The sequence below is a fragment of the Actinomycetota bacterium genome (assembly GCA_040757835.1).
In the GTDB taxonomy this organism is placed as follows: domain Bacteria; phylum Actinomycetota; class Geothermincolia; order Geothermincolales; family RBG-13-55-18; genus SURF-21.
In genome coordinates this window covers 17,304-39,934 of record JBFLWJ010000019.1, presented here as the reverse complement: position 1 = coordinate 39,934, position 22,631 = coordinate 17,304, and the positions used below count along the sequence as shown (strand labels likewise).

19 protein-coding genes are annotated in these 22,631 nt (G+C 64.1%); 11 read left to right on the top strand and 8 right to left on the bottom strand.

The genetic code is table 11. The annotated features are described in order from the left end of the window. Positions 1 to 93: 93 nt before the first annotated feature. Positions 94 to 864 (bottom strand): HEAT repeat domain-containing protein, encoded by a 771-nt coding sequence (locus tag AB1384_13175; protein MEW6555224.1) that lies wholly within the window; start codon positions 862 to 864, stop codon positions 94 to 96. Positions 865 to 916: 52 nt separating this feature from the next. After that, a complete protein-coding gene (locus AB1384_13170; protein ID MEW6555223.1) occupies positions 917 to 1,681 on the bottom strand; it encodes a metallophosphoesterase family protein in 765 nt (254 codons plus the stop codon). A 146-nt stretch (positions 1,682 to 1,827) separates the two neighbouring features. Between AB1384_13170 and AB1384_13165 the strand changes: the two genes are divergently transcribed. From AB1384_13165 to AB1384_13150, 4 genes are all read left to right on the top strand, one after another. Next, the gene (locus AB1384_13165; protein ID MEW6555222.1) at positions 1,828 to 2,628 is read left to right on the top strand and encodes a DUF6612 family protein; all 801 of its coding nucleotides are present in this window, start codon (positions 1,828 to 1,830) and stop codon (positions 2,626 to 2,628) included. A gap of 48 nt (positions 2,629 to 2,676) precedes the next feature. Continuing rightward, positions 2,677 to 4,359 carry an FAD-binding oxidoreductase gene (locus AB1384_13160; protein ID MEW6555221.1) on the top strand — a complete coding sequence of 561 codons (1,683 nt, stop codon included), beginning with the start codon at positions 2,677 to 2,679 and terminating at the stop codon, positions 4,357 to 4,359. A 105-nt stretch (positions 4,360 to 4,464) separates the two neighbouring features. Further along, positions 4,465 to 5,586: a hypothetical protein gene (locus AB1384_13155; protein MEW6555220.1), complete on the top strand. Its 1,122-nt coding sequence runs from the start codon at positions 4,465 to 4,467 to the stop codon at positions 5,584 to 5,586. Between the two features lie 10 nt (positions 5,587 to 5,596). Further along, positions 5,597 to 5,974, top strand: coding sequence for a gamma-glutamylcyclotransferase family protein (locus AB1384_13150; GenBank protein ID MEW6555219.1), 378 nt, complete (start codon positions 5,597 to 5,599; stop codon positions 5,972 to 5,974). On the opposite strand, the gene AB1384_13145 is transcribed toward AB1384_13150, so the two are convergent. Next, positions 5,953 to 7,062: a hypothetical protein gene (locus tag AB1384_13145; protein ID MEW6555218.1), complete on the bottom strand. Its 1,110-nt coding sequence runs from the start codon at positions 7,060 to 7,062 to the stop codon at positions 5,953 to 5,955. The two genes, AB1384_13150 and AB1384_13145, sit on opposite strands and share 22 nt — an antisense overlap. Before the next feature lie 66 nt (positions 7,063 to 7,128). Then, a complete protein-coding gene (locus AB1384_13140; GenBank protein ID MEW6555217.1) occupies positions 7,129 to 7,689 on the bottom strand; it encodes a hypothetical protein in 561 nt (186 codons plus the stop codon). A gap of 188 nt (positions 7,690 to 7,877) precedes the next feature. Between AB1384_13140 and AB1384_13135 the strand changes: the two genes are divergently transcribed. Then, positions 7,878 to 10,043 (top strand): DUF3160 domain-containing protein, encoded by a 2,166-nt coding sequence (locus AB1384_13135; GenBank protein ID MEW6555216.1) that lies wholly within the window; start codon positions 7,878 to 7,880, stop codon positions 10,041 to 10,043. Positions 10,044 to 10,121: 78 nt separating this feature from the next. Here AB1384_13135 and AB1384_13130 read toward each other — a convergent pair whose 3' ends face one another. Further along, the gene (locus AB1384_13130) at positions 10,122 to 11,117 is read right to left on the bottom strand and encodes an SdrD B-like domain-containing protein (GenBank protein ID MEW6555215.1); all 996 of its coding nucleotides are present in this window, start codon (positions 11,115 to 11,117) and stop codon (positions 10,122 to 10,124) included. Between the two features lie 903 nt (positions 11,118 to 12,020). On the opposite strand from AB1384_13130, the gene AB1384_13125 reads away from it, so the two are divergent. The 3 genes from AB1384_13125 (at position 12,021) to AB1384_13115 (ending at position 16,061) form a co-directional block, all read left to right on the top strand. Then, complete coding sequence (locus tag AB1384_13125) at positions 12,021 to 13,592, top strand: AMP-binding protein (GenBank protein ID MEW6555214.1); 1,572 nt, start codon at positions 12,021 to 12,023, stop codon at positions 13,590 to 13,592. A gap of 298 nt (positions 13,593 to 13,890) precedes the next feature. After that, the gene (locus tag AB1384_13120) at positions 13,891 to 14,466 is read left to right on the top strand and encodes a sigma-70 family RNA polymerase sigma factor (GenBank protein ID MEW6555213.1); all 576 of its coding nucleotides are present in this window, start codon (positions 13,891 to 13,893) and stop codon (positions 14,464 to 14,466) included. Next, positions 14,463 to 16,061: a fibronectin type III domain-containing protein gene (locus tag AB1384_13115; protein MEW6555212.1), complete on the top strand. Its 1,599-nt coding sequence runs from the start codon at positions 14,463 to 14,465 to the stop codon at positions 16,059 to 16,061. Before AB1384_13120 ends, AB1384_13115 begins: the two co-directional genes overlap by 4 nt. A gap of 217 nt (positions 16,062 to 16,278) precedes the next feature. On the opposite strand, the gene AB1384_13110 is transcribed toward AB1384_13115, so the two are convergent. Next, positions 16,279 to 17,871: a hypothetical protein gene (locus tag AB1384_13110; protein ID MEW6555211.1), complete on the bottom strand. Its 1,593-nt coding sequence runs from the start codon at positions 17,869 to 17,871 to the stop codon at positions 16,279 to 16,281. Positions 17,872 to 18,028: 157 nt separating this feature from the next. After that, positions 18,029 to 18,124: an AURKAIP1/COX24 domain-containing protein gene (locus AB1384_13105; GenBank protein ID MEW6555210.1), complete on the bottom strand. Its 96-nt coding sequence runs from the start codon at positions 18,122 to 18,124 to the stop codon at positions 18,029 to 18,031. A gap of 233 nt (positions 18,125 to 18,357) precedes the next feature. Here AB1384_13105 and AB1384_13100 point away from each other — a divergent pair, with 233 nt between their 5' ends. Together AB1384_13100 and AB1384_13095 are read left to right on the top strand one after the other, a co-directional pair. Then, positions 18,358 to 18,744: a hypothetical protein gene (locus AB1384_13100; GenBank protein ID MEW6555209.1), complete on the top strand. Its 387-nt coding sequence runs from the start codon at positions 18,358 to 18,360 to the stop codon at positions 18,742 to 18,744. Positions 18,745 to 18,890: 146 nt separating this feature from the next. Beyond that, positions 18,891 to 19,604, top strand: coding sequence for a flavodoxin family protein (locus AB1384_13095; protein MEW6555208.1), 714 nt, complete (start codon positions 18,891 to 18,893; stop codon positions 19,602 to 19,604). Here the strand turns inward: AB1384_13095 and AB1384_13090 are convergent. Further along, on the bottom strand, positions 19,601 to 21,967 hold the full coding sequence (locus AB1384_13090; GenBank protein ID MEW6555207.1) for an FtsX-like permease family protein: 2,367 nt from the start codon (positions 21,965 to 21,967) through the stop codon (positions 19,601 to 19,603). The two genes, AB1384_13095 and AB1384_13090, sit on opposite strands and share 4 nt — an antisense overlap. Before the next feature lie 250 nt (positions 21,968 to 22,217). Between AB1384_13090 and AB1384_13085 the strand changes: the two genes are divergently transcribed. Beyond that, entirely contained in the window at positions 22,218 to 22,631 is a 414-nt protein-coding gene (locus tag AB1384_13085; protein MEW6555206.1) for a hypothetical protein, read from the top strand.

Here is a 22,631-nt window from a genome sequence, read left to right as displayed (position 1 = left end):
GATTTTCCCTTTATGTAAGGAAAGTAAACGGGATTTCCTCAAAACAGCCGCCATTTCCGGTTGCGTGGTCTTGATAGGGGGGAACGAGACGCCTCATGCGCCTTCGCCCGGGTCCTCTATGGCCCGCAGCGCCGCCGCGATGGCCTCGAGGACCTTGTCGCGCCCCTCGCGCTCGCGCGCGGCGAGCAGCGGCTCGACGGCCCGGTCGCTGCCGAGCCTTCCCAGCGCCCTGGCGGCCTCGAGGATATCGCTCTCGATGTCGCTCTCCAGGAGCGGCAGCAGGCAGTCGATGGCGTGCAGGTTGTGCATCTCCCCCAGGGCACGGGCGGCCACCGCCCTCACGCCAGCGGAGGACTCGGTGAGCATCTCGGAGATGGGGGCCCACAGGCTGGGTTCGTCCATGTGCGAGAGCGATTCCACCGCCCGCAGGCGCACGATGCTGGCCGCATCGCTCAGGGCTTCCACCAGGAAGGGGATGGCCCTACGGTCGCTCATCTTTCCCAGTGCCCTGACCGCGCTGTAACGCAGGGAGAGGCTGTGGCTGCGCGTCGCCTTGCACAGTGCGTCCACGGCCTGCACGTCGCCGATGTCCGCCAGTGCGTCGATTACGAACTGGCTCACCCCGGGCTCGTCCTTTTCCAGGACGCCGAGGAGAGGCCGCACCGCCCTTCTGTCCCCGATGATACCCAACGCCCTTGCCGCCCCTTTCCTTACGTCCGGGTTTTTATGGGAGAGCGCCTCGATGAGGTAAGGGAAGGCCGGCTTGCCCTGGGCGGCCAGGAGGTCGGAAGCGGCGAAGCGCATGAAAGGCTGGTTATGTCCCATGGCCTCCACGAGCCCGTGGTAGTCGCCATCGTTTGCCATATTCTGTAAATCATCGCGGTCTTTCATGACAAGATTATAATCCATCCACGCCCTACTGTCCCATGCTCAGCCTCTGGGCCAGGGGGGCGGGGAGACCGGCGGCGAGTATCTTGGACTGGGTTGCGGCGACGTCGTAGCGCAGGAAGCGGAACTCCGCCTTCATAGCCTCGCTGTCCAGCAGGATCAGGGTGGCGATGGGCAGGCCACCGCGGTACTGCCCGCAGCTGCCGGCGTTGAACATGTAGTGGGCACCGGGCTTGATCAGAAAGCGGTCTCCGTTGCCGGTGGCCCTTTCCCCCACGCGGTGGTTATCGGCGTCGAAGATGTAGGCGGCGCAGATGTGGGTATGGCCGATGAAACACATGAGATTGGCCGGGGGAGGATACTCTAAGGCCAGGGACTTGAAGGCATAGGCCGCCTCGAAGGCGTCGAAGATATAGTCGTCGGGGTCCGCGGGAGAGCCATGAAAGAGATAGAAAGAATCCTCCACGGCCATTTCCTCGGGAAGGGAGAGGAGCCAGTCGCGGTTCTCCCGGCTCAGGGCCTCGCTGGTGTAGAGGAGGGCCTCCATGGCGATGGGGTTCATGTTGGGCTCGAGGCCCTCGTCGAGTTCCCGCAGACCGCGCTCGTGGTTGCCCTGGATGCATCGTACCCCCTTCCCGCGCACCAGCTCCACGCAGGCGTTGGGGTCGGCGTTATATCCGATGATGTCTCCGCAGCAGAGAAGGGAGTCCGCTCCCAGGCGCTCCGCCTCCTCCAGCACCACCTGCAGCCCCTCGAGGTTTGAGTGAATGTCCGAGAATATGGCGAACCTCAACATGCCCCCCTTCGTCTTACTAGATTATATACGACGGTGACCGGGGACATGGCCAGGGGGCCAGCAGGCGGCCGCGAAACGGCACGATAATGGTGGTAGGGACAGGGTCTATGTCATATGATAGTGGCAGCGAAAGGAGGAGACAGATGAAGCAAATCGCTGCGATGTTGGCGGGGGTCCTGCTGCTGTTCGCCGTCGTGGGGTGCGGGGGGGGAGAAGCGGGCGATGCCACGGCCAATCTCTCCATCATCATGGATTCGACAAAGGCCATGACCGAGGTCAGCGGTTATCGCATGAACGGCACCATCACCATGGACTCCGGGAGCGGCCAGCCGGGCTCGCAGGCATTGAGCATGGACCTCAGGGCCGAGGTGCAGAACACAGAGGGCGGGATGCGCCAGCGCATGTTCGTGACCATCGGCGGTTACGAGGTCGAGGCCTATATCGTCGATGGCGTCTACTATCAGAACCAGCCGGGCCAGGGGTGGGTCAAGATGAGCTCCGCCGCCTACATGAGCCAGAACATGAGCCTGGGGCTGGTTGACGCGGCGCAGATGGAGATGATGGCGCAGATGGCCAGGGAAGCCCAGGTAGTGGAGGAGGACGACGAGGCCCTGACCATCGTCTTCCAGCTGGACAGGGAGTATATGCAGGCCTCCCTGGACCTGTACCGCAAGTACATCGAGGAGGAAGAGCAGCAGGTCTCCGAGGACTGGATGGAGATGGTGGATTCCATCTCGGATTTCTCGGCCACTATCCGCATCAGCATCAACAAGGCGGACAACCTCATCAAGCGCATGGAGATGACCTATACCATGGCGGGGCTTGCCGGGATCGGGGACGTGAGCAGCTCCATGGTGACGGACTTCTACGACTACGGTGCGGATATCCAGATTGAACTGCCGCCGGAAGCGGCGCAAGCGACGGAGGTCAGCCTCGGACAGTAGGGCGCGCCGACCGGGCGAGTATGGCCCGTGATGCGGGAGGTCGAGGAGATGTCCGATTACGTCGAGGGCAAGAGCCGCTGGTGGGGATGGGGTGACCTGGACCAGGGGTTCGACGTCGAGAACCGCGCCAACATCGTCCCCTTCTTGCGGGAGAACCTGGGGATGGAACTGGACCGGGACCGTTTCACCGACCCCAGCCTTGACGAGATCGACCTGCCGGCACCCCGCACGGGAGAGGTCGTCCTGGAGGAGTTGCGCCGCCTGTGCGGACCGGAGAACGTCTCCACCGACAAGTTCCAGCGTGTGAGCCACTGCATGGGCAAGAGCTATCGCGATACCGTGCGCCTGCGCCTGCGGCGCGTGGACAGGCCTGTCGATGCCGTGGTGTGGCCGCGTGAGGAGAAAGAGATCGTCGCCATCCTCCGTATGGCCGAGGAGAGGGGACTGGAGGTAATCCCCTTCGGAGGGGGCTCCAGCGTCACTGGCGGAGTGGAGCCCATGGCGGCGGGCACGAGTGGCGCCATCAGCCTGGACCTGGCGCGTCTAGACCGTGTGCTGCGCGTGGACGCCACCTCCCAGACCGCGGTGATCCAAGCCGGGGCCCTGGGCCCGGAGATAGAGGAGCAGCTGAACGAGCAGGGCTTCACCATGGGGCACTTTCCGGAGAGCTTTGACCATTCCACCCTGGGAGGATGGCTCGCCACCCGCGCTTCTGGCCGTCAGTCCACGGGTTATGGCGACATCGAGGACATGGTTCTGGCGCTGCGTATGGTGACGCCACGGGGGATCGTGGATACCCGCAAAGCCCCCTCCACCGCGACCGGCCCCTCCATACTGCAGCTCTGCGTGGGTTCCGAGGGGGTCCTGGGCATCATCACCGAGGCCACCATGAGGATCCGCCCCTACCCCGATGTCTTCGACTACCGCGGTCTCATCTTCCGCAACTTCGCGGCCGGCGCCTCCGCCATCCGCGAGATGATGCAGCAGGGCATGGTGCCCACCTGCGTGCGCCTCTCCGACCGCACCGAGACCGCCCTGGCCCGGGACTTCCGCATCACCACCGGCAACAAGTGGATGCGCAAAGGGGAGGACGCGGCCTTAAAGCTCCTGGCCCGCAGGGGGTACTCCTTCGATGACGGGGCCTTCATGGTCCTGGGGCTGGAGGGGGAGAGGGAGGAGACGGAGTACATGCGGGCCGGTATCCTGCGGCTCTGCCGCAAGCTGGGGGGGTTTCACCTGGGCACGGGACCTGGCCGGCAGTGGTACAACAGCCGTCACGACACCGCGTACTTCCGCGAGCAGCTGATCAACTGGGGCGTCCTGGTGGACACCCTGGAGACCGCCACCACTTGGGACAACCTCCTCCACCTCTATGGCGAGGTGCGCAGTGCCTTGCGCGCCGCCCTGGAGGAGGACGGCGGCAAGAGCCTGGTTGCCTGCCACGTCTCCCACTGCTACCGCGAGGGCGCATCGCTCTACTACACCTTCTTCGCCCCCATGGCCGCGGAGGGCGGGGAGGAGGAGCAGTGGGAACGTGTCAAACGCGCAGCCTCCGAGGCTATCATGGAGCATGGGGGGACCATCAGCCACCACCACGGCGTGGGTTATGAGCACGCCCCCTGGATGCGCCGGGAGGTCGGAGATATCAGCCTGGAGGCGCTGAGGGCCGTGAAAGAGGTCATGGACCCCGCGGATATCCTGAACCCGGGCAAGCTTATACCTCCGCGCTGACGCCTGGGGGCGGGCGGGGACGTATGCGGGAGCCATCCCGGACTCCGCGTGATCAGGCCATGAACGAACGGGGCTTATGACGTGAGGGGATCCAGGAGCAGCGTGATGGAGGGGGCGGCGGCACGCATCGGGGTGGGCCTGATCGCGCTCGGCGCCCCGGCTGCGGCGCTCGTGGACTCGTGCCGCGACCGGCTCGAGACCTACTTTTCCTCCACCTTCGCCGCCTTTGAGTGGAGGGTGGACAGGGAGGACTGGGACCTGCAGTGGGCAGACCCGGTGTGGCTTCTGGACCGGGCACAGGCGCGCATGGAGGAGGCCGGCTGGCAGTTCTCTTTCCTCGTCGCCGACCCGGGAGTCCACGGCGCGAAGATGGAACCGGCCACCCTTTCCTTCAGCCATTCGGCGGCGATCGTCTATCCCGCCGGGGGCGTGGAGGAGGCGAATGCGACCACCGGCGTCGAGACGGTTGAACGGTGCTGCCGGGTGATCATCACCAGTTTCGCGCGCTTAAACGGTCTCCCGCACCTGGAGGAGAGGTCGCCGAAGGGGCGTGGTCCCGAGGGAGGAGACCCCCTCAGCCCGAAGGAGACGGAGGAGCTGGAGAGTGCGCTGCGTAGCCTGACCGACGGCATCCTGAAACGCGGCGTCAAGGAGATAAAAGGGCTGGCCCTCTACGCCAGGATCATCTTCTCCCACCCCATGCGCGTGCTGCGCACGGTGTTGAGCCACCGCCCGTTGCGCATGGTGTTCAGCCTCGGGAAGCTGGTCTTCGCTTCCATGGCGGCCCTGGTGCTGGCGTTGCTCTCCACGGAACTGTGGTACCTGGGGGTCGGCATAAACATCTGGAGGCTGGTGCTCATCGCCATCGCAGTACTGCTGGCTTCGACGCTGTACGTGGTGTTCCGCCAGCAGCTCTACGTGCGCCGGGTATCGCGTTCCCTGTCCGAGCAGGCGGCTTTCTTCAACCTCACCAGTTTCCTCACCATCTTCGGTGTTCTGCTGGCCCTCTTCATTATCATCTTCGTTATAACTATACTGGTCACAGTCGGTGCCTATCCGCGCTACATAATCGAGGACTGGGTGATGCGGAGCGAGGTGGACTTCTTCGACTACATGAGGGTGTCCCTGCTCATCAGCTCCATGGCCATGGTGGTGGGGGCCCTCGGAGCGGGGCTTGAGGAGAACCAGTATTTCCGGCAGGTCATGTATGCCGAGAGGAACCGTTGAGGTGCCCGGGATGGAGCCAGTACCTGTATTCGTATACGGGACCTTGAAGCCGGGCGAGAAGATGTTCCGGCACATCAGCCACACCGTGCGCGATGCCGTGCCCGCCACCATCAGCGGATCCCTCTACGACACCCCCTTCGGGTACCCGTTGCTGGTGGGGCCCGGCCCCGAAGATGCCTCCGCGATAAACGGCGTGGTGCTCATCCCCCTGGAGGAACAGTACGAGGAGATGATCCGCATCATCGATGTCATCGAGGGCGAGGCCGGTTTCGAGAAGGGCGAGATGGAGGTGACCCTGGAGAGCGGGAGCAAGCTCACCGCCATCGTCTATTTCTACCGCGAGGCGCCCCCCTACGCCCGCCCCTTCTACGGCAACGATTGGCCCTGATCTAAGGCTCTTACGGTGAAGACGATGCTCGAGGGATCGGGTGAGTGCCACTCCACCTCCGCCTCCTTGCCCTCGGCTACCTCGAAGAGGGCCGCCATCTGACCGGCAAGGAGGTGTTCGTTGTAGGGGTTCTCGACGGTGACGCTGAGGCCGTCGTAGCCGTAGTTGTAATCCACGGGGTTGCCCTGTCCGTGCGGCGGCAGGGTCGCCAGGGCGTTCTCGTAGATGCTCTCACGCTCGCGGCGGGGGAGTACCACGCTGCCACTGCCGGCGATGCCCAGTTCGAACATGCGCCGCCGGGTGTAGTCCTTCTCGGCCTGGATGATGAGGGGATATATCTCATCGCCCAGCTCTCTTGCGAGTTCGCGGAAGACAATGGTGGGGACGTAGCCGTCGAGGAAGACGAGGCGCGCGTTACGGCGGTTGTCCACGATGGTGCCTTGCCCCTCGTTCCAGCGCAGGTAGGCCAGTTCGCGCGGGGTCCCGCAGGAACGGCAGCGGGGCATATGGAAGTGGCCGGGTCTGAGGTCCGGATACGCCAGCTCGAGGCGTTCCGATATCTCAGGTCTCGCCTCCATTGCCCGTACCGAGATCACGTCCTCTCCGTCCTCCCTCCTCCAGGAATGCTCGAACGGCCGCCGCTCCAGGGCCTCGAAGGCCCCCAGGATAATAGCGGCCATGAGCTCGCGGTCATAGGGGTTGCGCACTACGGCATCCCTGTCCTTACCGGGCCTGTACCTGATCGTCCTCACGTATGCCTGTCCCAGCCAGCCCGAGAGGCTGCAGAAGAGCTTGACCACCACGCGACGGTTAGGGCCCCAGCGGCCCGCCTTATAAGGGAAACGGTCCAGTTGCGAGGTGATGGTATGTACGGATGCGTTGCGCTGGGCCTCGAAGACGAGATGGGCGATGGACAGCCCCAGGCCTTCCTCGATACGGGTGAAGAGGTTGGAGAGGAAATCCGATTCGATGATCACGACGCGGTAGTCCGGGTTTACCGCCATGGTGATGGTCCCGTTCTCGTTCCAGTGGATGAGCTTGCTCAGCCAGTATGGGAACCCGCATTCCCGGCAGCGCTTCATGGTCATGGCCTGTCCTCTCCCCGCTGTTCTTGCCTGCCTCGTATTTTCATATATTAGACGATTTCGGGCGGTTCAGGGCACACTCAGCTCTGGCGGGCTGACCTTGGTGTCCACCCCGATGAGCTTGCCGTCGCGGTAAAGGAGGATCGCCCGGTCGTAGACGATGATGGTGTTCTCCGGCATCAGGCTGTCCTCGATCTCCTGGATGTACAGGGGTTCACCCAGCATGCGGGAGGCCTCTTCCGGTGTGAGCAGGGCATCGAAGTCCTGGGGGCGCAGCTGTGTCGGCGGGTATTCCTCCGATTCGTCCTCGCACTCCTCCTCACCGAAGAAGCGCCCGTTGTCGAAGTCCACGACCTTGCCCCGTGAGAAATAGGTCCACCTCTCAACTCGGTCGGTGCCGTCCGGGTCAATGGATATGAAGAAGTGATCGGGATAACCCAGGTCGCCCACCATGCGGCTCTGGTCGGCGGAGAGCCCCTCGATCAGCTCGACCGCCTCTTCCCCCTCCAAGCCGGAGGAGGGTGGCAGGTCCTGCTCGCCACAGCCCGCGAAAGCCGTCCCCGTGAGGACGGCCGCGATGAGCGCTGCTCTCAGGGCGATCCCGGACACCGGCCCCTTGCCGTACCGCATCGGCTGCACCCCTTCCCGCCGCCGTGCCTGCTATCCTAATAGTGCTGCCGTTATGATAACCGAGTAAAGGGGTTTATGCGCAGGAAGGGAACCGCGGCCATGCGGCGTAAATCATAATAACCGGCCGGGGGGTCAGGCCCGGCTTTAGGCCCGAGAAAGCGATGAAGTAAGACGGACAGGGGAATACGATGATCGTCACGAAGCCGGTGCGTAGTTGCGGACCATTCGGCTCGGGCCGAAAGCCGGGCCTGACCCCCCGGCCTGTCGCTGCCACCGTATGCGCGGTCTTGGTTTCACTGCTGGTCCTGGCGACGGGATGCGGAGGCGGAGGGGAGAAGATCACGGAGATAGAGCTGCGCGGCATGGCCATGCAGGACTCCTTCGCCCTCTATTTTCCGGCGGCATCGTCAACCACTCCGCGCGTACCCGCCTATACCGTCAGCCTGACCCTCTCGGGCGTGGGCGGGGCGAGCGCGGCCGCGCTGCCCCCCGGGGCGGTGCGCGCGCTGGGGACACAGGGGTTCGTCGCCATCGCCGGCGGTGGCGGCAACATCTACGACATCTACGAAAGCGCGCAGTGGCCGAAGTTCGTAACCATCGACGCGGTGATGAGCGCCTTCGACGGGCTGTGCACGAACGCTCTCGCCACCATCGAGAACGCATACCTGGCCGGGGACCTGGAGGAGCTTGTCCTCGCGCTCTATGCCACCGTGCATGGAATGTACGAGGGGAGCGAGGGTACGGTCAGGCAGGCCTCCCTCGCCGACCTCGCCTACCTTGGCGTGGCGGCGAGGCTCATGGGGCTGGAGGTCGACGTGCCGCCGGAGGCCGAGGGTATGGTCGGTGAGGAGCTCGCCCTCATCGCGGGCCGGGCCGGGCCGTCCCCATCCCCCATATTCGGGTACGCGCATGACTATAGCCGCCACACCCCGCGGGGACACTACCGGACGGACAGTGGCCTGGAGGAATATTACCAGGCCATGACCTGGCTGAGCGGCATGGGTTTCTATCCCAGCCCGAGCTCGTCCCCCGGGGGCATCACGGCCGGGCGCGACATGACCCGCCAGGCCCTGCTGCTGGTGGGAGCCCTCCACATGGCCGAGGCAGGCGGGGAAACAGCGCTCACGGCATGGGACCGCATCTTCCAGTCCACCTCTTTCCTGGATGCCCGCGCCGCGGAGCTGGACGCCTACACCTATTCCTCCCTGGCGCGCGAGCTTTATGGGGAGAGCTTCCCCCTCAGCCGCCTCGCGGACGACGCCCTCATCGACGCGTTCATAGCGCGTGCCCTGGAGGAGCGGTCCCCACGCATATCGTCGCTTTCCGGTGACGAGGTGGAGGTGGCGGCGTCACAGGCCGCCTTCCGCCTCTTCGGCCTGCCGCATTATCCCGAGGACGTCATCTTCGAGCGGACGCTGGCGCCCGAGGTGGAGGACAGGTACATGCCGCGGGGGCTCGACGTGCCCACGGCCATGGGCTCGTACCGCGGGCTCGAGATCCTGGACCAGTTCTACGGGGAGAAAAGCTTCGAGGGGTACGCGGAGAGCATGGACGGGCTGCGCAAGCTGTTCAAGAGCGTGGACCCCACCCAGAAACACTCCGACCTCTACTGGATCCGCCTGGACGTCCTCGGCCGGCAGCTGGTGTCCTACGGCGAAGGATACCCGACCTTCATGCGCATGCCCGCCTGGCAGGACCGCGGGCTCTACTCGTTCCTCGGCGCGTGGACCGATGCGCGCCACGAGGCGCCTGCCGTTCCCGCGCCGGTGGATACGGGCCAGCCGCAGCCTCAGGCCACGGAGGAAGCCGGCTACGTAGAGCCATGCCCGGAGGCCTTCGCGAGCCTTGCCGCCGGGGTGGACATGCTCCGTCGAGGGCTGCAGGAGCGCGGGCTCTCTACGGCGCCGCTGCGGGAGCGCCTGGACGCCATGTACGGGCTGGCTACGGGCCTCAAGACCATGGCCGAAAAGGAGCTGCGCGCCGAGGCCCTCAGCGCCGGGGAGAACGCGGTCATCGCGGGCATCGGCGCTACCCTGCGCTACCTGGCCACGATGCCGGGTGGCGGGGAAGGGGAGGCTGCTTCCGGGACGGCCGCCTCGCTGCCGCAGGTGGAGACGGTGCACGTGGACGCGAACTACGGCGAGGCGCTTCAGGTGGCGGTGGCGGGGCCGGTGGCCTATTACGTCGTGGCTCCCGTGGGGGGCGTCCCGACCCTTACCGTGGGCGCCGGGTACTCCTACTACGAATTCGTGAAACCGGCGGACGGCACCCTCTCGGACGAGGCCTGGCGGGCCGCGGTGGAGGCGGGACAGCTGCCGGAGAGGCCGGCGTGGTCGGCCTCGTTCCTGCAGTAGAGGATATTTTCGCAAAGGAAAGGGCCCCGGTTGTCCGGGGCCCTTTCACTCACCCCCGAGTACGCTGCGTGTTTGTTCCTACTTGAATTGATACTGCAGCAGCCCTATATACCAGAGAGCGTAGTAGAGCGGTGCCCAAACGGAATCCCTCATATCGAGCATGCCGAAGTTGTTCAGACGGTAGCGGTTTGCACCAACCACGTTGATGGTGTAGTGGCCCTTGTTGTAGCCCCACGGGGGCCAGGTGCAGAATTTGTAGTACGGCGCCGTCTGGTTGAAATAGCGCTTGTCCAGCACCCAGACCTTGTAGGTGCCCGGTTTGAGCCCACGGAAGTAGTAGTAGCCGTTGACGTCCGTCGTGGTGGTGGCGATCTTGGAGCCGTACTTGTTGGTGAGCATGACCGTCCACCCCTGCTGCGGGAAGTACGAGAACTCGGACCACTCTATGATCTGGTTGGCGTTGGCGTCGGCCCATACGTAACCGGAGATGGTCGCGGTGGTCTCGTTGATCTGGGGGGAGTCCCAAGGGTCGAAATGCCATGCCAGAGGCAGGAAATACTGCATGTAGTTGCTCCAGGGGGTAAGGGTAGCGATCCTCGTTCCCCCGTTCAGAGCCACGAAGGTGCCGTTGATGACCAGGTCCAGCTTGTAGTTCGTCAGCGACCCTAACATGCCGGGCGGGTTGAGGGGAAGGTCCTCCCAGACCACGCAGCCATGCTTGTAATCGACGGCGGGGTTGTTGAGGAGACTGCCAGGGCCCGTCTTCTTCTTGTCCACGAATTCATACTTATAGACGCCGGCCTCGGCATCCCACACCTCTCTCGAAAGCACTACCTCGATGCCATCGATCCCCTCGTCTTCCTCCTCGCCGAACATGTCCTGCGGGATGTCGAACTCGCTGTTGCCGTTGAGATCGCTCCAGACCACCATCTCGATACGGCCGGTGGTGGCGGGTGCCGCCGTTGTGTCCCCGCTGGTCTCCTGCGCCAGGGCGCCTGCCGGCAAGGCTAGCAGGGCCGCGGCCAACATGGCCATGATCACCGTGAAAGCCAGCCATTTTGTAGCCCTCTTCATCACATCTACCTCCTCATCTCCTTGTCCTTCGGTCCGCGGAAGCGCCTTATGGTCCGCTTCCCCTGGTCCCCTTACGGGTGACCGCACTTGTCGCCGGGTACAACGGTTGAGGGTGGCGTCGTGAGAATATCTAGATAAAAGGAGGCTGAAATATCTACGCCGCTTGAGTCCCAGCCTTAGATGCCCACTTCGTTCGGGACCCCTTGCTCCCCTCGCAGCCCTGTCCCTCTCGCGCCCGGTTTGGTCTCCCTTCTTTGCCTGTTGTCTGCCCTATATGAAAACCCGGCCACCCTGGGCGACCGGGTCCGTCCCCGCTTTTTTCTCTCCACTGTGGACCGTCATCTTCGCCGTCATCTTTATGTCCCCTTGCCGGTCCCCGCATCCGTTCCTTCGTACGTCCCTTGCTCGGCTCGAGCTATCCTTAAGTAAACTCAATGCTACCATTTAGTAACCACTTAGTCAAACATATTCCGGTGGCTTTGTTCGTGTTCATGCGGCTATCAAAATTGGTCATAAACAAAGGTTGCAGAAAGAAACTAATATCCCTGGACGAGCCGGCGCCCAGTGGTTTCTTCCGTACCGCCCGAGGGGGACGATACGGTTTCCGAATCGCGTTCCGCTTACCGTTTTCTCCAGGCCATCGCGGATGAGAACGCATATATCATCGGGTTATGCATATAGTCGCGGTGGAAAACGGTCAGGCGCAAGACGTTTGCTTGCCGTTCCTCGGGAAGGTGTTACGGTTCCTCCTGACAGGGGCCGGAGATATTTGTTATCATCAAGTGCCGGTTCATTCTCTCATCGTTCGCACCCGCCAGCTTCCACTGGCCGGCGGCGCTGGGGGCGATCCTGTGCGGCCGGCGCGGATAGGGGGGAGGCTGTCAGAGAGCAAGGAGGTGCGAGGTGCTTGTCTTCGAGTATCTGGAGAAATGGGCGAGGGAGCGCCCCGAACGGGAGGCCATAGTCTACGGTGACCGCCGCATCACCTATGCGGATTACGACCGCGAGGTGAACCGGGTGGCGCGGGGGCTGCTCAAGCTCGGCGTGCGGCGTGGCGACAAGGTAGGTCTCTACATCCCCAACCACCCGGAGTTCGTCTTCGGCTATCTCGCCTGCGCCAAGCTGGGCGCCGCCGTGGTCCCCGTCACCTGGCGCTTCGCGGCGTCCGAGGTCAAGTACATCCTGGGCCACTCCGACTCCTCGGTGGTGATCATGGAGACCGCGTTCATGGACTCCGACTTCATAGAGAAGATAAACGCCGTGCGCGACGAGCTGCCGGAGCTGCGGGACATCGTGGTCATCGGGTCGCCCGAGGAAGTGGCCAGGGTGCCCGGGGCTATCTCCATGGGCGACTTCCTCTCCGACGACCCCGCGCTGGACCAGGAGCTGGAGGCGCGCAAGGGGGAGGTGGACGAGGAGGACATGGTCCTCATGCTCTTCACCTCGGGGACCACCGGGCTGCCGAAGGCGCCCATGCTCACCCACCGCAACCTGGTGTCGTACGTCGCGGGGCAGATAGAGTCCTCGGGAATCGGCGACGACGAGCGGCTGCTCATGGACATCCCCAACAACCACGTGGGCGGCGCGGTGATGGCCATCTTCAGCGTGCTCTACAGCGGTAACACCCTGGTGATGCTGGACACCTTCATCCCCCAACAGGTGCTGCAGACGGTACAGGACGAGCGCATCTCGGTCATGGGCCAGGTACCCGCCCAGTACATCCTGCTCTTCATGCAGCCGGACTTCGACAGCTATGACCTCTCCAGCGTGAAGTTCGCCGTGACCTCCGGCGCCCCGGTACCCCCCGAACTGGTCCTCCAGATCGAGGAGAAGATGGGCATCGTCCCCTTCGTAGGTTATGGCCTCACCGAGACCAGCGGCGCCATCACCTTCACCCGCCAGGAGCACCCGAAGGAGAAGATCACCGGCACCATCGGCGTCCCCAACGAGGGCATAGAGGTGCGTATCATGAGCCCCGAGCGCGAGGAAGTGCCCCGGGGGGAGGCCGGTGAGATCACCGTACGCGGCGGAGCGGTCATGAAGGGCTACTACAAGCGGCCCGACGCCAACGCCGAGGCCTTCGATGCCGACGGTTTTTTCTACACCGGTGATATGGGCTTCATCGACGAGGACGGGTTCGTGCACATCCTGGGTCGCAAGAAGGAGATGTACATAAGGGGCGGGGAGAACGTCTATCCCCCCGAGGTCGAGGAAGTGCTCATGCAGCACCCCAAGGTGCTCTTCGCCGCCGTGCTCGGCTACCCGGACCCGGTCATGGGCGAGAAAGGGAGGGCGTACATCGTCCCGCAGCCTGGGGCCGAGGTCACGGAGGATGAGATCAAGGCACACTGCCGCGAGCACCTCGCCAAGTACAAGGTGCCAGACCAGGTGGTCTTCAGGGACATGCTGCCCCTCACCCCCCTGGGGAAGGTGCACAAGTTCGCCCTCTACGAGGAGATGTCGCAGGAGAGCTGAACCAGCGGCGCACCCGGGCACATTTCACCACACTCAAGGCCAACCCCGGCCCACGCCATAAACAGCATGGGAAGGCGCGGACTCCGCCCGCGATGACGATGATCGAAGGAATGCCCGCGGCCTCCCCTGGCCCATGCCCGTCAAGGCACCGCCCCGCATGACCGAATAGACCAGTATAGCCGCCCGCAACCAGCCGCTCTCGACAGAGGCGCTGCTGTGCTCCGGACGGCTACACGGCAGTAGGGCCGACGATGTAAGAATGCAGGCCGGAGGGCGTTCTAAGGGATAGGAGACCGAAATGCCCCTGGTGCCCATGGACCAGGAAAAAGAAAAGGAGCTTGTGCTCAAGGCAGGGACCAGCATGGATGCCTTCGCCGAGCTGTACGAGCATTATGTCGACGGCATCTATGGATACGTCCTCAGGCGCGTAGGGAACGTCAGCGATGCGGAGGACATCACCGCGCGCACCTTTGAGAAGGCCCTGGGGGGTATCGGGGATTTCAAGTGGAAGGGAGCCTCCTTCTGCTCCTGGCTGGTGCGCATCGCGGCCAATAACGTCATCGACCACTACCGGCGGGAGGGAAAGGCGAAGATGGTCGACCTTGAAGAGGTGTTGCCCCAACTGGAGGCGAGCGACAATCCCACCAGGGGCATTGAGCGCCAGGAAGAGAACCGCCTGCTGCTGCGGGCGATGCTCTCCCTGCCGGAGAAGCATCGAGTGGTGATAGAGCTGAAGTTCATCGACGAGATGGATAACCAGGTGATCGCGGAGACCATCGGCTGCAGCAAGGGCAACCTGGCGGTGCGGTTGCACCGGGCATTGAAAGCCCTGCGGCGCGAGGTGGAGGCGCTGGAGACGGGAGAGTTGCGATGAGAGAGAAACTGTACTCGCAGTATCTCCTTCGCGCCCTCGACGGCGAGGACCTGCGGCTGGACGTGGAGCTCGGTGGACTGGTCGTGCTGGGGAACAGAGTGCGCGGCACGGCGCCAGAGATATCCGGCTTGAGCGAAGACGCCCGTCGCAGGATCTGGAACGGGGCCGTCTCACAGGGTCGCGAACTCACGCGCGAGGCTACCCGTGGCCGTCTGGTGCCCCGCCTGGCCTGGGCGGCCGCGGCGTTGGCGGCGGCGGCCCTCATCACCATCCTGGCCATCGTCCTCGTCGGCGGGGGCGGGCCGGTGCCGTGGGAGCCGGGCAACATGTCCATGCTCTTCGTAGAACGCGGCGAGGTCACCATACGCGATGTCCAGGGAGAGGAGCGTAAAGCCGGAGACGATGAGGTCATCGAGGCGGGCGATACCATCCTGGCGTCCGCAGATGCCCAGTGCATCGTCGAGTTCGAGTCGGGCTGCATCATGCGCCTGTACGGCGAGGGGGAGGTGGGATTCGCCGCCGGCGAGGAAGGCCTGGTCGCGGAGGTCGCGAGGGGCCAGACCTACCACCGCGTCGTGGAGGGCGCCAGGTACACCGCCCGTGCCACGGGTGTTTCCGTCGCCGCCCGGGGTACGGCCTTCACTTTCGACGTGCGCGGTGAAGCGGGTAAGATCATCTCGGTGCAATCGGCAGTGGAGGTGACCCTGGACGCCGCGGAGATAGAGGGACTCGCCTCCCAGCTCGAACAGGGCGACGTTCTCATCTACGGGGGGCCGGAGGGGCCGCGGGTACAGGAGGTCACGCTCGAGGACCTGGACAGCGAGTGGTTGAGGTGGAACAAGTCCCTCGACGAGGCGCTGGGCCTTCCCGTCGGGGAGCTCTCCAGGCTGGACGAGGCGGTGGCGGACGGAGAACCCCCGGAGCCGCAGGCCCCCACCGGGGAAGAGGGCGAGCAGCCGGCCCCGCAACCGCAGCCGTCCCCGGCGCCCGCACCCACTCCCACCCCGACGCCCCCCGTGGAGAAGAGCGTCTCGCTCACGGGGTCGGCGCGAGCGGGAGCGGTGGACTTCTCCTGGACCGTCACCGGCTACAGCGGTTACCAGGGCTTCAAGCTCTGCCGCTCCGAGACCAACCCCTCGCCCTCATATCCCGGTGACTGGTGGATGTATGTCGACGGGGCCGCTTCACGTTCCGCCACGGATACCAGCGTGCAGGCGGGGCATACCTATTACTACCGGCTTGCCGTGTACAATGCGGGAGATGTCCTGGGTTACAGCAACGCCGTCCAGGTGACCGTTCCCGGTGCGCCCGCGGAGCTCTCCATCACCCTCAGCGCGACGGCGGCCAGCGGCAAGATCTCGCTCAGTTGGGACGTGAGCGGGGGAGGCACCTATTCCGGCTTCAAGGTCTGCCGCTCCGAGACCAACCCCTCGCCCGCTTATCCCGGCGACACCTGCACCTACGTGGACGCCAGCGCGAGGTCCTTTACCGACACCGGGGTAACCTCGGGGCACACGTACTATTACCGCGTGGGCATCTACAAGGACGGCACCATCATCAAGTACAGCAACGCCGTCAAGGTCACCGTCCCCTAGCGGGTCAGGTCTTGTTTCTTGCATTCGTGCGGCCAAGGTTAAAGTAGCCGTCTCAGGTGGAATGCAACAAACAAGAAGCCTGGTCCGGCTCCTCGGGCCAGCGCCGGATCATGGATAACCGGGCCTTCCGTTTGGGGGTCAGTTCTTGGCTTTTGGATCCATGCGGCCCGGGTCGAGGTAGATTCTCCTGATTGAATCCAATATCCAAGACCTGACCCTAGTCGTCGTCTTTGGAGAGTTGCCGTTCGAGGAAGCCGGGCTTGCGCGGGCGCATGGTATAGGGCTCAAGGACGAAGGGGATGATCAGGACCACCAGCACGGCGATGGCGAGGATGATCCAGTCCGAGGAGGAGGCCTCCACGTCGGGGGGCTCTGGGGCTACGCTGGAGCCGCCCGGCTCCACGACGTTGAGGGAAGAGAAGGCGGAGGCCGGGATCTCCAGGCTGCCCTCTATGTAGTCGCGGAAGAAGGCGGTCCAGTCGCGGCCGGTAAGCTCGGTGAGCGCGGCGAGTATGCCCGCGTTGTCCAGGGGGCCTTCGGCATCCGCGATCCCGGCCAGGTTGCCCAGGAAGGTCGTGAGGTCCAGGGCGTAGGGCTGCTGGGAGCGCAGGTCGGAGTCGATGGACGCACTGGCGGCGGCGCCCCCGCAGTTGAGTATAATGGCCGCCTCCCGGGACTCGTAGCCCAGGGTGCCCGCCTCGGCCAGGCTGGCGGTCGACGCCGCCCGGGCATTGCGGTAGGTGTCGTAGCTGAGGTTGAAACGGTCCCAGAAGAGGTTCGCCCCCCACAACCCAGTTTCGTAAGGGAGCAGGTCCTGCAGGTACCACGAGGAGCCCTGGAGCAGCCACTGTGCTTCGCTCTCGACCTCGAGTTCCCCCGAGATGAGCAGGGATGAGATGCCGCGCGCCGCCGCCTCGATGATGGCGTCGGAGAGGGGGTCGTTGCCCGCCGCGGCGGGGATGGCGATGCTGCCGGAGAAAGGGGACGATGGGTAATGGCGTTCGCCCACGGCCACACCGTCGCCGCGGAAGAGGAGGGTGAGGACCAGGCGGTGGCCATCCGCCAGGTCCAGCCCGCCGAGAAGGCCCTCGGCCTCCTCCAGGAGCGCCCTGGCCTTGGCGCCGAACTCAGCCAGGCTCCCCTCCGCGGCCGCCGCCGTCCCCGCGGGGGCGGCGACCAGGAGCGGACCCTGCTCGCTAAGGATGAGGTCTCCGGCACAGATGGCGTTGTTCAGCAGCTCGTCCATGTCCGCCGGCTGTTCCGGCCAGGGCAGGGCCTGCTGCCACCCTGCCGGCAACTTCAGCTGCAGTGAGGGCGCGTAGGCCTGCCCGGTGGGGCGCACGAAAACGGCGTATCCCGGCAGGTACGCGAGGTCCGCATCGAGCAAGGGGAAATACGGCCAGGGGACTCCCGATGCCGCTAGGGAATCGAGGTAGGCGGTCCCCGTCGAGTAATCACGCATGCGGAGGGAGTAGCTGAAAGTCACGCTCCCCGAGTGCTCGATTGACCAGGAGTTGCCGTCCCTGCTCACCGGCAGCGGACCGCCGGAGGGGTCTTCCGCCCGCTCTTCCTCGACGTGGGACGACAGCTCGGCCGCGAGGCCGCCTCCATAGGTGTCCGGCATCTCCAGCACCAGGGGCTGGGGCCCGGCATCCACCCGCACGGTCACCGTCAGCTCGCCCGCACCGGCACGCGTGAGGTCCAACTCGTAGCTCACCCGCGGAGGCTCAGCAGCCAGCGCTCCCGTGCCCGGAGAGAGGATGGAGACGAGCAGGAGAACGAGGGGCAGCGATAGGAATATCTTCTTCATCGATAACACCAGGCATCATTATCCCAGAAAGGCGCCTTGATATGAAGCGGCTCCGCGGCCGGCACGACTCGACCCCCACGTGCGGGGATGTCCGTGGCCGTATGGGCTTCCATCCCCGCCTGGGGGCCGGTGTTCGTGCCGGCGCCAGGCCGGATGACTACTTGTTCCTTCTCTGCCAGCGCGTGCGCTTGAGGAGCTTCTTGTGCTTCTTCTTGCGCATCTTCTTGCGGCGTTTCTTGACTACCGAACTCAATTATCACCACCTCTTGGCTCGCTTTGCTGTTGCGAATCCCATTTATTATACATTATCGGGCACCGGTAACCAAAAGAGGCTGTCAGCGCACGACCGTGCTCATGGCAGCCGCCCCCGATGCTCAGGCGGACGCAGTTCTTGCGGCCCACGCGGCCCGGCACGCATGAGCCGTCCCGGGCGGAGCAAAAAGGTTTACAATGGCGGTAAAGGCGGCGCGCGGGCGGGAGGCGGCCATGAGGGACTTCGTGAGCGGGAAGCTGGTGAGCGGTGGCGGCATCTGCGAGGGATGCGGCAAACGGCTGCAGGGCGGCGAGAAGGTCTTCGCCCTGGCCATAGAGGTGGAGGACATCAAGGAGTATCTCTACTGTCAGCAGTGCCGTCCCGGTGAGAACGAGATGCCCCGGGGGGTCCTGAGCCTCGAGCCGGCCCAGGCCGTGGAAGAGGTCGGGCTGGACGAACGCCGCATGGGTTTCGAGGTGCTGGCAGGTTCCCTGTGCACGCGCTGCGGCCACTACTTCGATGCCGATGAATGGCTCTTCGTGGGGGTGGTCGAGGGGCTATCCAGCGGCGTTGTCTATTGCGACGAATGCTACCGCTCCGAGACCGAGGGAGAGGAATAACCCGCTTGACCCGGAACGCGCCGTCCTGTCCCGACCCCCGCTCCAGTCTTCCCGCCACCGATCCTTTCCGCTTGTTGTATAATCCCGGAAACGGTGGGCCGATATCCCCGGTGGTCTCCTGAGAACAGAAAGGATCGTTTGGGCAGATGAAAGAGAAGTACGTCCTCGCCTTTAATTCCAGCCCGCGCAAGGAGAAGGGGTTTACGGCCATGGTGCTCGAGCGCTTCATGGCCGGCGCGGCCAGCGAAGGGGCCGTGACGGAGACCGTCTATCTCGCGGGCAAGAAGATCGCCGACTGCCTGGGGTGCACGTGGTGCTGGTTCAAGACCCCCGGGGTCTGCCGCCACAAGGACGACGTACCTGCCCTGCACACAAAGATGCTGCGGGCGGACGTGGTGGTCCACGCCACGCCGCTCTATATCTGCAACATGAACGCCATCATGAAGCGTTTCCTGGACCGCATCATGCCCCTGGCCGAACCCTACCAGGAATACCATGACGGCGTCTGCTCCCACCCGCACGATATCAACCGCGAGATCCGTAACGTGCTCGTCTCGACCTGCGGTTTCCCCGGCCTGCGCAACTTCGACCCCCTGGTGCTGGCCGAGGAACGCATGGCTGAGGTGGGGGGCGGCAAGCTGCACGCGGCCATCCTCTTCCCGTCCTCCGTTCTCCTGGCCCGCGATCCCTGCCCCGCGGAAGAGCAGCTCGAGTTCGTCTTCAAGGCCGGACAGGAGGTGGTGGGGGAGGGGATCAGAGAGGAAACGGTACGTGGCTACAGCCGCCCCTTCGTGGAGCCGCAGGCCTACATCGACGAGCTCAACGCCGTCTTCCGGTCGTTGCGGGAGAGGACCTCCTAAAGCGAGCGCCGCTTGGTGGACTGGGCCAGGTCCAGGCGGTGGATGTGCCTTAGCGACGGGAACTCCGAGAGCACCATGAGCACGATGACCATGACCCCGGTGATCACGAAGGTCCACACGGAGATTGCGGGGGTGAAGGCGAAGAGATCGGTCTCGTACAGCTTCATGGCCTGGACCATGACGAAACGCGCGGCGATATAGCCGGGGATGAGCCCCAGCAGCCCCATCATCACGTTCTCCAGGGTCAGGGAGAGCGAGGCCTTCCACTGCGGCACCCCCAGGGTGAGCATGGTGGCCACCTCCTGCTCCCTCTCCATGATGTTGATGGTCGAGGTGTTGAAGACGAGGGAGAAGGCCATGATGATCCCGAAGACAAGCATCACCGCGATTACGATGTACAGCAACGCCATATAGGAGTTGATCTCCGCCTTGATCTGGCTCAGGTCGACCAGGGTGAGCACCTCGGGCATCTCGTAGAGGGAGTCCCTGACCTGCTGGTAGTAGCCCTCGTCCACCTGGATGTAGAAGGCCGAGGACTTCGTCCCGTAACCCAGCAGCTGCCTGGCCTCCTCCACCGGCACATAGACGAAGGACCCCATGGGCTCCATGATGAAATCAGAGACCATGAAGGAACGGGAACGGTTCTGGGAGGTGACCTCGACCATGTCCCCGACGTCCACTCCCAACTGGTCGCGGTAGTTCCGGCTCATAAGGCAGTGGTTGGGAGAGATCTGCACCTCGTTGTTCTTCTCGTCCAGGAACCCCCGCATCACCGTGTCCACCAGGGCGCCCATGAGGATGCTGTCCACGTCCTCGTCGCCGTTGCTGATGGTGCACGGAGCGCCCACCGTGGGCTCCACCAGGGTCACTCCCGGTATCTTCTCGATCTTGCTCTGGGTCACGCGCGTCTGCGGGTCGAGGAAGAGCACCGCGATATCGAAGGTGAAGAGGTGGTTGAAGGCCTGGTCCATGTTGGCGTTGACGGTATCGTTGATGCCCAGGTTGAGCATGATGAGGATGATGGCGAACATGATCCCGATGACTGTGAAGGCGGTGCGCCGCCGGTTGCGGAAGATGTTGCGCAGGGGCAGCCGCCAGAAGACGCGCAGCCTGCCGATGCGCGGCAGCAGCCTCTCCACCCACGAGACCTTGCCGTATTTCATGGGGTCGACCACGCCGCGAAGGGCCTCGGTGGGCTGGACCTTCGCCGACCTGCGCGCCGGCACGATGCCCGAGATGGCGCAGAAGGCCATGGCCATGAGGAACCCGAACAGGAAGACCTGGGGGTAGACGCCGTACTTCACGAAGGGGATCTTCATCTGGATGGAATATAGCTTCGAGACGAGGCCGGTCGCCGCCAGCCCCAACAGGCTGCCGAACACCACCCCCACCAGCCCCACCACCAGCGCGAAGGACATGTAGTGGAAGAGCACCCGGCGGGAGGAATACCCCACGGCGCGCATGAGGCCGATGATGGGCCTCTGGGTGCGCACCAGCCGGGAGAGGATCATGTAGATGCTGAAGGCGGCGATGGAAAAGAAGAGGATGGGGAAGAAGAGGGCGAAGTCGTGGAACGAGCGCAGGTCCATCTCCAGCAGGGTGTTGGAGATCTGGTTGTCCCTGTTGGTGACCTCCTCGATGCCGTATGGTTTGAGGACCTCCCGCACCTGGTTCTCGGTGGTCTCCAGCAGCGCGTAGTCCTTCAAGGTGAAGGCGAACTCGTTAAAGGAGTTGGAGGCGAAGCCTGTGAGCGCGCGGGCCTGGTCCATGTTGAAGTAGAAGACGCCGTACACCGTGGCCGAGGTCATGGGGAACTGGCGGTTGCGGAAGACCACCATGTACTCGGGGCTGCTGACCACGCCGGCGATGCGCACCGGCACCCGCTCGCCGTTCTTGACAGCGTAGATGGTGTCCCCTTCGTGCAGGTCGTTGAAGGTGGCGAAGTGGTATTCGACCAGGGTCGTGAGTTCCTGTTCCTGCCCGGTGAGCGCCTCGCCCTCTCTCAGGTAGAGCATGTTCACGTAGGGCTCCTCGTCGGGCACCCCGATGATCTGGCCGGTGATGCGCGTGCCGTCCTCCAGCTCCATGCCCAGGGGATCGTTCACCCTGGGGGTGAGGAGTTCGATGTTGGGGAGTTCGGACAGGCGTTCAACCACGCGTTCCGGGGCGTGGTCCAGGCGCACCAGCAGGTCCGCGAAGTTGAGCCGCTCGTAGGTGTACTGGTAGGACTTGGAGAGGTTGAGGAAGGACATGTAGGAGGCGGTGAAGAGCAGGATCCCGATGGCCACCACCGAGGCTATGGCGAAGAAGCGGAACTTCGACTCCAGTATCTCCCGCCGCAGTTTCTTACGCAGTAATCTCAATCTCTGTCATGCCTCCACCATAAAGATGTCCTGCCGGTAGTATCGGTTCCTCATGGCCGGCCGGTTTAACCGCCTCCCGCCATTATGTATCAAGTCGCGCTCCGTTCAAAGGGGAGGCGTTAAATCCAACGGGGAACTCTGAGGTGGGACGTGCCGTCCCAGGTGTACTTGCCGCCGGGGGGAGATATAATCTACGCATAAGAGAGCTGTGGCCGGACCCCATCCGGCATGACGGAAAGGAGCGCCCGCGTTGATACCGTACGACAGTTTCCTCATCGACCCGCCATGGCTGGTCTCCCTGGGCTTCCTGTACGCCAAGGTGACCGACAAGCTCATCGCGGAAGAGGAGAAGAAAGCCCGGGTGAGGAAGTTCCTGGACGTCTCCACCATAGCCGCCTTCTACGTCACCAGCATCAGCCTCTACTTCAACAAGGAGTGGACGCGGTGGATATGGGAGATGTGCAAGGCGGAGTCGGGGCGCGACTGGATGATCAACTCCGGGGTATTCCATTTCGACCACGAGAACGTCACCCCCCTGGGCCACGCCGTCTGCGCCTCCCTCTTCGCAACCTACCCCCTGGCGCTCAAGCTCGGCTACAGGCTCGCCGCGCCCAACGGCTGCCGGTGCGGGTGCGGGTGCGGCCAGGACGGCGGGCAGGCCTGA